The organism is Blattabacterium sp. (Blaberus giganteus) (genome assembly GCF_000262715.1).
In the GTDB taxonomy this organism is placed as follows: Bacteria; Bacteroidota; Bacteroidia; order Flavobacteriales; family Blattabacteriaceae; genus Blattabacterium.
Genome location: NC_017924.1, coordinates 339,786 through 356,287, shown reverse-complemented (window position 1 = coordinate 356,287; position 16,502 = coordinate 339,786). Strand labels below are relative to the sequence as shown.

Genomic DNA, 16,502 nt, shown 5'->3' with positions numbered 1-16,502 from the left:
TTAAAGAAATTTAGTTGGAATTAAGCTAGAAGCTTTTTTTTAAATTGATTAAAATAAAAATTAGGAGTAGAGAGATTGATTGTAAATTGAAATCAGTCTCGTAGCTCAGATGGTTAGAGCGCTACACTGATAATGTAGAGGTCCGCGGTTCAATTCCGCGCGAGACTATTATGGGGAATTAGCTCAGTAGGCTAGAGCGCTTGCTTTGCACGCAGGAGGTCATCGGTTCGATTCCGATATTCTCCATTTTATTTTTAAAGTTCTTTGACATACATAATATATAATAATGAGAAAATAAAAGCTAATAAAGGGCGTATGGTGGATGCCTTGGCTCTGAGAGGCGAAGAAGGACGTGATAAGCTGCGATAAGCTGCGGGAATTGGCACATACAAATTGATCCGCAGATTTCCGAATGGGGAAACCTATCATATGAATTTTTATGTGATATTACTTTAACGTAAGGCGAACCTAGAGAACTGAAACATCTAAGTATCTAGAGGAAAAGAAAACAATAGTGATTCTGTTAGTAGTGGCGAGCGAAAATGGAATAGCCCAAACCGTTTTAGTCTAGGCTATAACGGGGTTGTAGGTCTACTATAAAAGACTATTTTTCTATAGCAGAATGATTTGGAAAAATCAATCATAGAAGGTGATAATCCTGTATGCGAAATAGAAAAATTACAAAAGTAGTCACCTGATTAGGACGGGACACGGGAAATCTTGTCTGAATTTGCCGGGACCATCCGGTAAGGCTAAATACTACTCAGAGACCGATAGTGAACTAGTACCGTGAGGGAAAGGTGAAAAGTACTTCGAATAGAAGGGTGAAATAGATCCTGAAACCATACGCTTACAAACTGTCGGAGCTTTTTTATAAAGTGACGGCGTGCCTTTTGCATAATGAACCTACGAGTTAATTTTTTTCGGCAAGGTTAAGTAGTTCAGCTATGGAGCCGTAGCGAAAGCGAGTCTGAATAGGGCGTATAGTCGGAAGAATTAGACGCGAAACCGAGTGATCTATCCATGAGCAGGTTGAAGCTGTGGTAACACATAGTGAAGGACCGAACCGGTTGACGTTGAAAAGTCTTCGGATGACTTGTGGATAGGGGTGAAAGGCCAATCAAACTCGGAGATAGCTCGTACTCCCCGAAATGCATTTAGGTGCAGCATCGTGTTAAATAATACAGAGGTAGAGCTACTGATTGGATGAAGGGGTTTCATCACCTACTTATTCCTGACAAACTCCGAATGCTGTTATTATGTTTCACGGTAGTGAGGGCATGGGTGCTAAGGTCCATGTCCAAAAGGGAAACAACCCAGATCATCAGTTAAGGCCCCTAAGTATATATTAAGTTGAACAAACGAGGTTTAGTTACTAAAACAGCTAGGATGTTAGCTTGGAAGCAGCTATTCATTTAAAGAGTGCGTAACAGCTCACTAGTCAAGTGATTAAGCATGGATAATAATCGGGCATAAATATATCGCCGAAACTATGGGATTGATTAATTAATCAATCGGTAGGGGAGCATTGTAATGGCAAAGAAGCTATGTTGTAAGATGTAGTGGAGCTTTTACAAAAGAAAATGTAGGTATAAGTAACGATAATACGGGTGAAAAACCCGTACACCGAAAAACTAAGGGTTCCTCAGCTATGTTAATCAACTGAGGGTTAGTCGGTTCCTAAGGTAAAATCGAAAGGTGTAATCGATGGAAAACCGGTTAATATTCCGGTACTTGCTTTTATTGCGATGGGGGGACGGAGGAATGAAACTGTCGCGTACGTACGGATGTGTACGTTAAAGTAGCTAGGTATAAAATATATTGGAAAATCCGTATATTTTGCTAATCTACGATAGTACCACAAGTCTTAGGATAAGTGGATAGTGCAGGTAAGAACTTCCAAGAAAAGCCTCTAAGCTTCAGATAAAAGTAATCCGTACCAAAACCGACACAGGTAGTTGAGGAGAGTATCCTAAGGTGCTCGAGTGATTCATGGCTAAGGAACTAGGCAAAATAAACCTGTAACTTCGGGAGAAAGGTAGCCTTCTTTAGGGAAGGTCGCAGCGAAGAGATCCAGGCGACTGTTTATCAAAAACATAGGACTCTGCTAAATTGAAAAATGACGTATAGGGTCTGACACCTGCCCAGTACTGGAAGGTTAAAGAAAAAGGTTAGCTTCGGCAAAGCTTTTGACTGAAGCCCCAGTAAACGGCGGCCGTAACTATAACGGTCCTAAGGTAGCGAAATTCCTTGTCGGGTAAGTTCCGACCTGCACGAATGGTGTAACGATCTGGAAACTGTCTCAGCCATGAGCTCGGTGAAATTGTAATATCGGTGAAGATGCCGATTACTCGCAATGGGACGAAAAGACCCTGTGAACCTTTACTATAGCTTCGTATTGATTTTGATTAAAAAATGTGTAGGATAGGTGGGAAACTTTGAAACATTGTCGCTAGGCAATGTGGAGTTGTCCTTGAAATACCACCCTTTTTTTAATTGAAATCTAACTCGATTAAAAAAATTGAGAACATTGCGTGGTGGGTAGTTTGACTGGGGTGGTCGCCTCCAAAAAGGTAACGGAGGCTCCCAAAGGTACCCTCAACACGTTTGGTAATCGTGTGTAGAGTGTAATGGCATAAGGGTGCTTGACTGTGAGACTTACAAGTCGATCAGGTACGAAAGTAGGGCATAGTGATCCGGTGGTTCCGTATGGAAGGGCCATCGCTCAAAGGATAAAAGGTACTCCGGGGATAACAGGCTAGTCTCCCCCAAGAGCTCACATCGACGGGGAGGTTCGGCACCTCGATGTCGGCTCGTCACATCCTGGGGCTGAAGAAGGTCCCAAGGGTTGGGCTGTTCGCCCATTAAAGTGGCACGCGAGCTGGGTTCAGAACGTCGTGAGACAGTTCGGTCTCTATCTATTGCGAGCGTTAGAAGCTTGAGTGGACCTGATTCTAGTACGAGAGGACCGAATTGGACGAACCTCTGGTGTATCAGTTGTATCGCCAGGTGCATCGCTGAGTAGCTATGTTCGGAAGAGATAAGCACTGAAAGCATATAAGTGCGAAACTCACCACAAGATTAGGCTTCTTTTATTTTTTTTATTTAAGGGTCGTTGAAGATGACAACGTTGATAGGCTATAGGTGTAAAGATAGTAATGTCATAGCCGAGTAGTACTAATTACCCGTAAGCTTTTTATCTCATGAAAAATATATTATGTTATGTCTTATTTTATTTTCTTAATATAAAAATTAATTGGGTGGTTATAGCAATGTGGCCCCACCTCTTACCATTCCGAACAGAGAAGTGAAACACATTAGCGCTGATGGTACTGGTTGATTTCGGGAGAGTAAGTCGCCGCCCTTTTTTATTTATAAATTATAACAAACTTTCCGAATATAAATCTCGATTCCTGGTATCTGCTCGAAGAATACTTTCACTTCTATAGTAATAAAGACTTTTTAACCCTATTTTCCAAGCTTCAATATGAACTTTGTTTATATATTTTGCTGGAGCATTTTGATGAAAAGAAAGATTAATGCTTTGTCCTTGATCAATATATTTTTGTCGTATGCTGGCTTGTTTAATTAATTCTAATTGATTAATTTCTTTGAAACATCTAAAAACATTTTTTTGTTCTTCATTAAGAGCTGTTAATCCAAGACAAGATCCTTTTTCATTAGCTATTTGCTCCCAAACTTCTGGAATATTATATCCATTTTTTATGAGTATATTTTCCAAATAAGGATTCTTACGGATATGCATTCCTTTTGAATCATCATCCACATATATATTTGCCGCTAAAGGTTCTACACCTTGAGAAAGACCGCCTGCTAATTTAGCAGAACTCCTATTAGGTGCCATCGCCATCAAAGTTAGATTTCTTCTTCCTGTTCCAATATTCCATTCAGATTCTCCATATTCTTTAGCTAAATATTTAGTAGCTTTTTGAGATTCTAATTGTATATTTCTAAATATATTGTGTGTTAACATTTCCGATTTTATAGATATAAAAGGAATCATATTCGATTGTAAATATGAGTGCCAGCCTAAAGTACCTAAACCTAAAGCTCTACTTTTTTCTGCAAAACGAACAGAATCTTCTATCCCCCGTATATGTTTACCTTTATCAATAAATTCTTGCATAACAGCATCAAGGAATAAAATGGAATAAAAAACAGTGTTTGTATTTTTCCATTCTATATACTTATATAAGTTCAAAGAAGAAAGACAACATACAAGAGTATGACTTTCATCTGTTGGTAACATAATTTCTGAACAAAGATTACTGTGATGTATTTTTAATCCGTGTTTTTTCCAATTTTCTGGAAGATTTTTATTGGCATTTTCTTTAAAAAAAAGATATGGTTCTCCAGTTTGAACACGTTCTTTAAGAGTATCAATCCACAAAGATCGTTCTTTTCCATTTTTTTGTAATACTTTTTCCATAAAAGAGTTAGAAATTATCACACCTTGATGAACATTGTGACATTGACGATTAATATCTCCTTTAGGTTCTCTAATTTTCAAAAATTCTGGATATTCTTTATGTTCTATATTTAAATAAATAGCCACAGCACCTCTACGTGTTCTTCCTTGTTTACTAGCTACTATAGCACTATCATATGATTTAATAAAAGGGATAATTCCATCAGAATTTCCTAATGTTCCATTTTTTATAGAACTTCCTACAGGTCTAACTAAACTAAAGTCATAAGATGTGCCTCCACCATGTTTACTGAGTATCGCCATTTCTAAATTTTTTCTATATATTTCGTACATACTATCCCCAATTCTTCCAGAGAAACAACTAATAGGCAAACCTTTTTCTGTTCCAAGATTAACCATAACTGGAGTAGAAGGAATGAGCCATCCTCTCCAAAAAATATTAAAAAACTCTCCTTCTATTTTTGGTTTTTTTAAAATTTTTGCAGCATTTTTCGCTAATCTATTATATGCCTCAAAAGGAGTTTCTCCATCTAACAAGTATCCACCTTTAATTGTAGTTAAATATAATTCATTATTAGCCCAAACGGGAAAATCTTTTCCTACTTTCCATCCTTCTTTTTCTGCAATAGGGTGTGTTTCCATTATTTTAGAACTATTTATTTTTTTCTTTTTCTATTTGTTCTTTTAGTTTAGCTAATCCTGCTATATCACCGAGAGTAGATCTCTCAAATTTTCTATTTCTTACACGTTTTTCTTTTTTTTGATCTTGATCACGATAAATAGACGTATGAGAGATCACTATTTTTTTAGTTTCTTTATTAAATTCAATGATTTTAAAATTAGCTTTTTCTCCTTTTTTCAAAGTTGAGCCATCTTTTTTTTCTAAAAAGCGGAATGGAGCAAAAGCTTCCATTTTTTGATCTTCTATAAATTTTACAGTAGCTCCCTTGTCAAATAAATTTGATATTATTCCATTGTGAATACTTCCCACATGATAAATTTTTTCATATTTTTCCCATGGATTTTCTGTTAATTGTTTATGTCCTAAATTTAATCTTCTTGCTTGAGTATCCAAAGCAAGTACAATGATTTCTAATTTATCGTTTATACTGCAAAATTCAGAAGGATGTTTAATTTTTTTAATCCATGAAAGATCATTAGTGTAAATAATTCCAGATATTCCTTGTTTCAATTCTAAAAAAACTCCAAAATTTGTGAATTTTTTTACAATTCCAATATGTTTTGATCCTATAGAATATTTATCTTGTATATTAACCCAAGGATCTGGAGTTAATTGTTTTATACTTAAAGACATTTTCCTTTCCTGACGATCTATGGTTAATATAACAGTTTCCAATTCATCTCCTATTTTTACAAAATCTTGAGTAGAAGACAAATCTGTAGACCAAGACATTTCACTAATATGTAATAATGCTTCTACACCTGGTATAATTTCAATAAAAGCACCATAATCCGCTAAAACACTTACTTTTCCTTTCACTTTGCTTCCTACTTTCAAATTTTTATCCAAAGAATTCCAAGGATGAGGTTGTAATTGTTTTAATCCTAATTGTACACGATTTTTATCTTTATCTACACCTAATACAACAAATTTTAGTTCCTGTTCTAACTGAACAATTTCTGTAGGATGGTTAATATGTGGCCAACTCATATCGGTAATATGAAGCAAAGCATCTACACCTCCTAAATCTACAAAGGCACCATAAGGAAGAATGTTTTTGATTTTTCCTTCTAAGACTTGACCTTTGTCTAATTTTGATATCATTTCTTTCCTTTGTTCTTCAATATCTCTTTCTATTAACACTTTATGAGAAACAACAACATTTTTCGTTTTTTTATTGATTTTCACCACTTTCACTTCCATGGTTTTTCCAACATAAATATCATAATCTCGAACAGGTTTAACATTTATATGTGATCCAGGTAAAAAACATTCTATATCAAATATTTCAACAATTAATCCTCCTTTTGTTCTAGCTGCAACATAACCCAATATAACCTCAGATTTTTCATATGCTTCATTGATACGTTGCCAATTTCTTAGCATTTTCGCTTTTTGATACGAAAGAATACATTGTCCTTTATAGTCAATTTTAACAACCATTACTTCTATTTTACTGCCTACTTGTATATTAAAATTTTCTCTAAATTCACTTATAGAAATGGCTCCTTCTGCTTTGAATCCAATATCTACAATAATAATTTTGTCCGAAATATGTGTTACAACTCCTTGATATATTTCTAATTCTTGAACATAGGGTAAAGTTTTTGTATATATTTCTTCAAATTTTTTTCTTTCTTCTTGTCTATCATTATTAAAATGAGTTTCATATTTCGTCCAATCGAAACTTGTTTTAATACTTTTCTGATCCTTCAGTTTTTCATTTTGAATATCATATGAATGTGGTGATTTTCTTTTTATTTCTTCAGTTTGATTAGACATAATTTTATTGTTTTTCTCTATTTTTTATACATAAAAATACACACATAAACAGATAAACTAGAGCATAACAGTTTTAGAGTTATCGTTTATTATTTTTTTTAATAAAAAAAACAGGTAATACAATACAAAACTAATAATTTTTCAGTAACTTTTTTTGACTAATTCAAATAAAATGTACCTCATTGTTGATACCGAAACAACAGGATTGCCTATTTCCTATAATCTTCCAATTACTCATATAGATAATTGGCCGAGAATCGTGCAAATTTCATGGCAAAGTCATGATGTTTTAGGAAATTTAATAGAATTCAAAAATTTCATTATAAAGCCAGATCATTATGATATTCCTTTTAATGCTTTTAAAATTCATGGAATAACTAATGAAAAAGCAAATAAATATGGAGTAGATTTAAGTTTTGTTCTTCATGAATTTAAAAAATCTTTTGATAAATCTTTATGTTTAATTGGACACAATTTAGAATTTGATATAAAAGTTATTGAATGTGAATTTTTTAGAAAAAAAAAAGAAATTTTTTTTAAAAATAAAAAAACATTAGATACTAAAGAAATTTCTACTTCTTATTGCCAATTAAGAACAAATGGAAAAAGATTTAAATGGCCTACATTATCTGAATTATATCAAAAGCTTTTTGGAGAAAAAATTACAAACTTGCATAATGCATCAAATGATGTCAAAGCTACAGCACGTTCTTTTTTAGAACTGTTACGTATCGGAATAATATCACATAAAAACATAGGAATAGAAGAAAAGATTATTCTGAAATTTAGAAAAAAATATACCAAAAAAATTTCTTCTTCTGTAGTTTTATTGACAGAAGATCACTCTTATTTAGGATTAGAAATAGAGCAAAAAAAAAGAGAAAAAAAAGAAAAAATTTCATTCCATAATGATGATACATTATTAAAGGAAAAATTGAAAAAAAAAAAATATTCTCACATTCATAATCATACCTATTTTTCTATCCTTCATTCTACTATAAATATTAGATCACTGGTAGAAAGAGCTATGTATTTAAATATGCCAGCTGTAGGTATAACAGATTATGGAAATCTGATGGGATCTTTTCATTTTTTAAATGCTATTCATTCCATAAACGAAAAATATCATAAAAAAAAATCAATTAAAGGTATCGTAGGTTGTGAAGTCTTTATTTCAGATAATTATTTACAAAAAAAGTTTACTAAAGAAGAACCGGATAAACGATACCAACAAGTACTTTTATCTAAAAATAAAAAAGGTTATCATAATTTAGCAAAACTTTGTTCATTAGGTTTTACAGAAGGTTTGTATGCTGGAATCCCTAGGATTGGAAAAAATTTGATAGAAAAATATAAAGAAAATTTAATTGCTCTTACTGGAGATTTAAATGCAGAAATTCCATATACTATTCTGAATTGTGGGGAAAGAAAAGCTGAGATAATTTTTTTATGGTGGAAAGATCTTTTTGGAGATGATTTTTACATAGAATTATTACGTCATGGTTTAGAAGCTGAAGATTATGTAAATAATGTATTACTGAAATTTTCAAAAAAATATCATGTAAAATATATTATACAAAATAATACTTTCTATTTAGATAAAAAAGAAGCGAATGCTCATGATATTTTACTTTGTATAAAAAATGGAGAAAAACAATTTACCCCTATAGGAAAAGGAAAAGGTTACAGATTTGGTTTTCCTAATCATGAATTTTATTTTAAAAGTACAGAAGAAATGAAAAAAATGTTTTTTGATATTCCAGAATCTTTTGATTTTCTAGAAGAATTAGTTAACAAAATTGAATCTTATCATCTTTCGCATAAAACATTGCTTCCAAAATTTCAGATTCCAAAATCTTTTGAAAATCCTATGGATAAAATAGATGGAGGAAATAGAGGAGAAAATTATTTTTTAAAACAAATCACTTTTTGTGGAGCTAAAAAACGTTATAAAAATATAACAAAAAAAATTCAAGAAAGAATTTTTTTTGAATTAAAAACAATAGAAAAAATAGGCTATCCTGGTTATTTTCTAATTGTTCATAATTTTATTTCTCAAGCTAGAAAAATGAATATTTCAGTAGGTCCTGGAAGAGGATCCGTTGCAGGATCTATTGTTGCTTATTGTTTAAAAATAACAAACATAGATCCAATGAAATATCATCTTCTTTTCGAACGATTTTTAAATCCAGATAGAATTTCCTTGCCAGACATTGATATTGATTTTGATGACAGAGGACGTGAAAAAATTATTGAATGGGTTGTTCAAAAATACGGAAAACATCAAGTGGCACAAATTATAACATATGCAACTATGGGAGCTAAATCATCTATAAGAGATACTGGACGTGTTTTAGGGTTATCTCTAAAAGAAACAGATCGATTCGCAAAAATGGTTCCTAACATGTTTTCATTAAAAAAAATTTTATCCCAAAAAAGTCTCACAATAAATAAAGAAGAAATGAATAATGTACGAAAATTAAGAGAAATAGCAGAAAATAAAGATACATTGGAAGGAAAAGTTTTGCGACAGGCAGAAATTTTAGAAGGGACTATAAGAAGTACAGGAATTCACGCTTGTGGGATCATAATAAGTACAGATGATATTAGAAAATATATTCCAGTATCGATGTCAAAAGAATCAGATTTATTGCTAACGCAATTTGATAATCATGTGGTAGAACACACTGGATTATTAAAAATGGATTTTTTGGGATTAAAAACTCTTACGATTATTAAAGACGCAATGAATCTCATAAGAAAAAGACATAAAAATATTAATCTTACAGAGGATTCATTTTCTTTAAAAGATGAGAAAACTTATCATCTTTTTCAAAAAGGAGAAACTGTTGCTGTTTTTCAATATGAATCTCCAGGAATGAAAAAATATTTACGACAGTTAAAACCTGATAAATTTTATGATCTAATTGCAATGACCGCATTGTATCGACCAGGTCCTTTACAATACATTCCTAATTTTATATCCAGAAAACATGGAAAAGAAGCTATAACTTATGATTTACCAGAAATGGAGGAATTTTTAAAAGAAACTTATGGAATAACAATATATCAAGAACAAGTCATGCTTATAGCTCAAAAAATAGCTGATTTTAGTAAAGGAGATGCGGATATTCTTAGAATAGCTATGGGAAAAAAACAAAAAGAAAGACTCAATAAAATGAGGAATTTATTTATTCTTCAAGCTATGAAAAAAGGTTATTCTAAAAATATATTAGAAAAAATATGGAAAGATTGGGAATATTTTTCTTGTTATGCTTTTAATAAATCTCATGCTACATGTTATGCCTATATAGCTTTTCAAACTGCGTATTTAAAAGCACATTTTCCATGTGAATATATGGCTTCTGTATTAAGTAATAATATGGATAATATTAAACAGCTTACTTTCTTCATAGAAGAATGTAAAAGAATGAATATCTCTGTAATCGGTCCAGACATAAATCAAAGTGATTCATTTTTTAAAGTTACTGATTCTAATCGTATTAGATTTGGTCTTGCGGGGATAAAAGGAGTTGGAAAAAATGCTGTAAAAATTATTTTAAAAGACCGAGAAAAAAACGGTCCCTATACCTCTATTTTTAATCTGGTTAAAAGAATGGATTTACGTGTAGTGAATAAAAAAACTTTAGAAAGTTTAATTTTATCTGGATCTTTAGACAGTTTTCACATTTATAGAGAACAATATTTTCATATTGTATATAATGACAAATTAAGCACTTTAGAGAAAGTTATTAGATTTGGATCCAAGTTACAAAAAACAAAAAATAAAGTAGATAAACCTACTATTGTAAAATGTGATTTATGGAATAACATATATAAATTATCAAAAGAAAAAGAAGTGTTAGGTGTTTATACGTCTGCACATCCTTTAGATGATTTTTATTATGAAATGAAATATTTTACGAATATATCTTTAGAACAATTAAATAAGAATGAATCTCAACTTATAGGAAAAAAAATGTATGTATGTGGAATTTTATCCAAAATAGAAAAAAAAACATATATAAGAAATGGAATCAAATATGGTATTTTTTTATTAGAAGATTATAACTCCTATAAAGAATTTAGAATTTATGGACAACAATATTTTAAATATGAGCCTTTTTTGATTCACAATAATCTATTGTATTTATGTATTTATATTGATAAATCAAAATATCAAAAATATAAAATCAACATTTTACATATAGAATATTTACAAAATGTTTTGAAAAAATTAGCACACAAATTGACGATAAAAATCAATATAAAGAGTTTAAATAGTGTATTTATAAATAGTATAGAAAAACTTTTTTTCCAACAAATAGGAAATAAAAAATTGAATATAGTTCTTTATGATAAAGAAGATAAAATCTTTTTAAATTTTGAATCTAAAAAATATGAAGTTAATATTAATTCAAGTTTTTTAAAAGAATTAGAAAAAATAAAAGGATTAGATTTTTGTTTAAACTAAAATTTAACTCATAAGTTAATTAAAAAGACTTTATTAAATTTGTATTTGTTCTGTGAAAAAATAAAATGAATAAATAAATATATGAAGCATTATTCTATTATAATAAATTGGGACAACAACGCATTTATTTTCTTTAGTGGTTTCTTACAGAGATGAAAATAAAAGTTAGAGTCTCTCATGAAGAGGATACGAAATATGCTTTCTTAATTTGCAAAAAAATTAAGGAATCAGCAAAAATAAGAGGAACTGGAATTGCAAAAAAAGATCCAGAATATATTAAATCAAAAATGATTCATGGAAATGCAGTAATTGCTTTTTGTGATGAAAGATTAGCGGGATTTAGCTACCTTGAAATTTTTCATAATGAAGAATTTGTCGTTAATTCCGGTTTAATTGTTTTTCCTGAATTTAGAAAGAAAGGATTAGCAAAAATCATTAAGATTGAAATTTTTAAACTTTCTAGAAAAAAATTTCCAAATTCTAAAATTTTTAGTATTACAACAAGTAATACTGTTATTAAAATTAATACAGAATTGGGTTTTAACCCTGTTACTTTTAGTGAATTAACTCATTCAGAAGAATTTTGGAAAGGATGTCAAAGTTGTGCAAACTTTGATATATTAACCAGAAATCAAAGAAAAATGTGTTTATGTACAGGTCTTTTGTATAATCCAAACACGGATAAACATAAAAAAGATAGAAATTATTTTTTATCTATTGGAGATAAAATCGTTTTAGCTTATAGTGGTGGATTAGATACCTCTTATTGTTTAAAATATTTAATACAGGAAAAATATGAAGTTCATACAGTTATTATTAATACGGGAGGATTTAAAAAAGAAGAATTAGATAAAATTGAAGAAAGAGCTTTAAGCATTGGATCTAAGTCGCATAAGACTATTGACGCTATAGAAGAATACTATCAAAATTGTATAAAATATCTTATATTCGGAAACATTCTTAAAAATAATACTTATCCACTTTCAGTAAGTTCAGAAAGGATTTTTCAGGCTATTAAAATAGCACAATATGCCACTTATATTCAAGCAAAAGCTATTGCTCACGGAAGTACAGGGGCAGGAAATGATCAAATTAGATTCGATATAGCCTTTCAAATTATTTGTCCGGACAAAATAACTTTATCTCCGATAAGAGATATGAAAGTATCTAGAAAAGAGGAAATTGAATATTTAAAAAATAAAGGAGTATCGATTTGTTGGGATCAAACTAAATATTCTATCAACAAAGGAATTTGGGGTACAAGTATAGGAGGAAAGGAAACTCTTACTTCTTATCACGATTTTCCGGAAGAGGCTTATCTAACAAAATTAAGAAGAAAAAAAAGCGAAAACTTAGAATTAGAATTTGAAAAGGGAGAATTAGTAAGTGTTAATAAAGAAAAAGGAAATGCTATAAATAATATAATAAAAATTGAAAAAATCGCTTCAGAATTTGCCATAGGAAGAGGAATTCATATAGGAGACACTATTTTGGGTATTAAAGGAAGAGTGGCATTCGAAGCTTCAGCTGCTATTATTATTATAAAAGCTCATCATTTGTTGGAAAAACATATTCTTACAAAATGGCAACTATATTGGAAAGAACAATTATCCAATTGGTATGGTATGTTACTTCATGAAGCTCAATACTTAGATCCTGTCATGCGTGATATAGAAAAATTTTTAAAAAGTACACAAGAAAGATTAACCGGAACAGTAGATATTATTCTTTATCCTTATAGATTTCATTTAGTAGGAATCAAATCTAAATTCGATTTAATGACATCTTCTAATATGGCTCAATATGGAGAAATGAATTATGCTTGGACTGCTGAAGATGTAAAGGGATTTACAAAGATTTTGAGCAATCAAATGAAAATGTATCACAATTTAAATAAAAAAAATCATGATTGAAATAGGTATTATAGGAGGAACTGGATACACTGCTGGAGAATTAATAAGATTGATGATCCATCATCCAAAAATTAGTATTAAAAGTATAGTTAGTAAAAGTAATCCAGGAAAATGGATTCATTTGATTCATCAAGATTTGTTAGGAGAAATAGAGAATATGAAATTTTCCCATGATTTAAACAAAAAAATAGATATTGTATTTCTTTGTTCTGGACATGGACAATCTAGAAAAGAATTAAATAATATATCAGAAAATATAAAAGTGATTGATTTGAGTCAAGATTTCAGGATAAAAATTCAATCCATTTTTAATAATAGAAATTTTGTATATGGATTACCAGAATTACAAAAAAAAACAATAAAAAAATCCAATAATATAGCTAATCCTGGATGTTTTGCTACAGCGATTCTTTTAGCAATTTTACCATTAGCTAAAAATCAATTATTAGAAAAAGATATCCATATTAGTGCCATAACAGGTTCTACAGGATCTGGAAGAAGATTGAGTGACAATAATCATTTTAGTTGGAGAAATAATAATATTTCTGCTTATAAAATATTTAAACATCAGCATTTGAAGGAAATTGAACAAATCATTCATCAAGTACAAAACAATTTTTATTCTAAAATTTATTTTGTACCTTACAGAGGAAATTTTTCTAGGGGAATTATAACTACTTTATATACTCATTCTGTTCTTTCTTTAGAAAGAAATCAAGAAATATATGAAGAATATTATAAAAATGATCCATTTGTAAAGATTTCTTATGTTAATATTGACATAAAACAAGTGATCAATACCAATAAATGTATTTTATATCTTATGAAAGAGAAAGATCAACTGATTGTCATAAGCATCATAGATAATCTCATAAAAGGAGCTTCTGGTCAAGCCATACAAAATATGAATATTATGTTTGATTTGGATGAAACTTGTGGTTTAAGATTAAAATCCGTTCGTTTCTAAAAATGAAATTATTTGACGTTTATCCTATTCTAAATATAGAATTAAGTAAGAGTAAAGGATCTTATGTTTTTGATGTGCATGGAAATATGTATTTAGATTTTTATGGAGGACATGCTGTGATTTCCATTGGACATTCACATCCATATTACGTAAAAGCTATAACAGAACAAATTCATAAAATATCATATTATTCTAATAGCGTTTATATTTTACAAAAAAAAAAATTAGCTTATCTACTTGGAAATATTTCAGGATATGAAGATTATTCATTGTTTGTATGTAATTCTGGTACGGAATCTAATGAAAATGCATTGAAAATAGCTTCTTTTCATACAGGAAAAAAAAAAATAATTGCTTTTAAAGGTTCTTTTCATGGAAGAACAAGTGGAAGTCTTTCGGTAACGGATAACTATAAATTTATATCCCCTTTTAATACTCAACATGAAACCATATTTTTAAATTATTTAGATTTTGATTCTTTAGAAGAGAAATTAAAAAATCAAGATATTTGTGCCGTAATTACTGAAGGGATCCAAGGGGTCTCTGGAATTATAGATCCTGGGTTAGATTTTTTTTATAAAATTGAAAATCTTTGTAAAAAATATGATACCGTATTGATTATAGATGAGGTTCAAAGTGGATATGGAAGAACAGGATCTTTTTTTTCTCATCAATTATATCCTGTAAAACCAGATTTAATTACTGTCGCTAAAGGTATGGGGAACGGATTTCCTATAGGAGGAGTGCTTATACATCCGAAATTTAAACCATATTATGGAATGTTAGGAACCACTTTTGGAGGAAATCATTTAGCTTGTGCAGCTAGTATTGCTGTATTGGAAATTATTAAACAAGAAAATTTAATTGAAAATGCAAAAAAAATGGGAAAGATCTTGTTACAAAAATTGCGTCTCATTCCTGAGATTAAAGAAATTAGAGGTAGGGGGCTCATGATAGGATTAGAATTTGATTTTCCCATTCAAGATTTGAAAAATTTTTTAATTTATAAAGAGAAAGTATTTGTTGGTACATCTAATAATCCATATGTTTTACGATTACTTCCTCCATTAAATATAAATGAAAATCACATAAAATCATTCCTTAAAAAATTAAAAAATGCCTTGTATAGTATAGATAAAAAAAATGGAAAATAAAATAAAAAAAGCGATACTTGTATTAGAAGACGGAACTAGATATGAAGCGGATCATTTTGGAGCACCAGTATCTTCTTCTGGAGAAGTTGTATTTAATACAGCAATGACCGGTTATACTGAAAGTATAACAGACCCTTCTTACAAAGGACAAATATTGACTTATACTTATCCTATAATAGGAAATTATGGAATTCCATCTTCTTCTTATAGTGAAGAATGTATTTATTCATTTTATGAATCCGATAGAATTCAAGTATCTGGACTTATTATTTCTTATTATTCTAGTCGTCCGTATCATTGGAGTATGAATCAATCTTTATCGGATTGGTTGTATGAAAATGGAATTCCTGGATTGTATGGTGTAGATACTAGATTTATTGCAAAAAAACTTAGAAAAAATGGAGGATCTATGTTAGGTAAAATTTTGATGAAAAGTGAAAATCTTCCTTTTTATGATCCAAATCAGGATAATCTTTCTGAAAAAGTATCAATACAAGAAAAAATTATATATGGAAATGGAAAATACAAAATATTACTTGTAGATTTTGGGTTAAAGAATAATATATTACGTTGTTTATTACGAAGAAATTGTTCTATTATCAGAGTCCCATGGAATTATGATTTTACGAAAGAAGAATATGATGGATTGGTTCTTTCTAATGGACCTGGGGATCCTAAGATTTATAAAAAACCGATACATTATCTTCGTATAGCTATGAAAAAAAAACAACCTATATTTGGCATATGTTTAGGAAATCAACTTTTGGGTATAGCAGCAGGAGGCGAGACGTATAAATTGAAATATGCACATAGAAGTCATAATCAACCAGTTTTGTCATTAATAACAGGAAAAAGTTTTATTACATCACAAAATCATGGATATGTTTTGGATGCGAAAAATATTTCTAGAGAATGGAAAGTATTTTTTAAAAATTTAAATGATGATACTTGTGAAGGGATCATTCATAATGATAGACCTTTTTTTTCGGTGCAATTTCATCCAGAAGCTTCAAGTGGACCTAAAGATACCGAATTTTTATTCGATTTTTTTATAGATTCAATTAAAAAAAATAAATAATT

Annotated in this window: 7 protein-coding genes, 2 tRNA genes and 2 rRNA genes; 9 read left to right on the top strand and 2 right to left on the bottom strand. The window is 30.1% G+C overall.

Annotation, left to right across the window (positions count from 1 at the left end; translation table 11 throughout):
• The first annotated feature begins 94 nt into the window (after positions 1 to 94).
• From BGIGA_RS01640 to rrf, 4 genes are all read left to right on the top strand, one after another.
• A tRNA-Ile gene (locus BGIGA_RS01640) sits at positions 95 to 168 on the top strand.
• A gap of 4 nt (positions 169 to 172) precedes the next feature.
• A tRNA-Ala gene (locus BGIGA_RS01635) sits at positions 173 to 246 on the top strand.
• Positions 247 to 294: 48 nt separating this feature from the next.
• Positions 295 to 3,202 (top strand): 23S ribosomal RNA (locus BGIGA_RS01630).
• A 54-nt stretch (positions 3,203 to 3,256) separates the two neighbouring features.
• A 5S ribosomal RNA gene (rrf, locus tag BGIGA_RS01625) occupies positions 3,257 to 3,367 on the top strand.
• Between the two features lie 12 nt (positions 3,368 to 3,379).
• On the opposite strand, the gene BGIGA_RS01620 is transcribed toward rrf, so the two are convergent.
• Together BGIGA_RS01620 and rpsA are read right to left on the bottom strand one after the other, a co-directional pair.
• Positions 3,380 to 5,092, bottom strand: coding sequence for a ribonucleoside-diphosphate reductase subunit alpha (locus tag BGIGA_RS01620; protein WP_014726639.1), 1,713 nt, complete (start codon positions 5,090 to 5,092; stop codon positions 3,380 to 3,382).
• A gap of 10 nt (positions 5,093 to 5,102) precedes the next feature.
• Positions 5,103 to 6,914 carry a 30S ribosomal protein S1 gene (gene rpsA / locus BGIGA_RS01615; RefSeq protein WP_014726638.1) on the bottom strand — a complete coding sequence of 604 codons (1,812 nt, stop codon included), beginning with the start codon at positions 6,912 to 6,914 and terminating at the stop codon, positions 5,103 to 5,105.
• Between the two features lie 172 nt (positions 6,915 to 7,086).
• On the opposite strand from rpsA, the gene dnaE reads away from it, so the two are divergent.
• The 5 genes from dnaE (at position 7,087) to carA (ending at position 16,500) form a co-directional block, all read left to right on the top strand.
• Positions 7,087 to 11,388: a DNA polymerase III subunit alpha gene (dnaE, locus tag BGIGA_RS01610; protein ID WP_014726637.1), complete on the top strand. Its 4,302-nt coding sequence runs from the start codon at positions 7,087 to 7,089 to the stop codon at positions 11,386 to 11,388.
• Between the two features lie 152 nt (positions 11,389 to 11,540).
• Positions 11,541 to 13,301 (top strand): argininosuccinate synthase domain-containing protein, encoded by a 1,761-nt coding sequence (locus BGIGA_RS01605; RefSeq protein ID WP_014726636.1) that lies wholly within the window; start codon positions 11,541 to 11,543, stop codon positions 13,299 to 13,301.
• Positions 13,294 to 14,268: an N-acetyl-gamma-glutamyl-phosphate reductase gene (gene argC / locus BGIGA_RS01600; protein WP_014726635.1), complete on the top strand. Its 975-nt coding sequence runs from the start codon at positions 13,294 to 13,296 to the stop codon at positions 14,266 to 14,268. Before BGIGA_RS01605 ends, argC begins: the two co-directional genes overlap by 8 nt.
• 2 nt (positions 14,269 to 14,270) lie before the next feature.
• Positions 14,271 to 15,422 carry an aspartate aminotransferase family protein gene (locus BGIGA_RS01595; RefSeq protein WP_014726634.1) on the top strand — a complete coding sequence of 384 codons (1,152 nt, stop codon included), beginning with the start codon at positions 14,271 to 14,273 and terminating at the stop codon, positions 15,420 to 15,422.
• Positions 15,412 to 16,500, top strand: a complete 1,089-nt coding sequence (gene carA, locus BGIGA_RS01590; protein WP_014726633.1) for a glutamine-hydrolyzing carbamoyl-phosphate synthase small subunit — start codon at positions 15,412 to 15,414, stop codon at positions 16,498 to 16,500. Before BGIGA_RS01595 ends, carA begins: the two co-directional genes overlap by 11 nt.
• Positions 16,501 to 16,502: the final 2 nt, after the last annotated feature.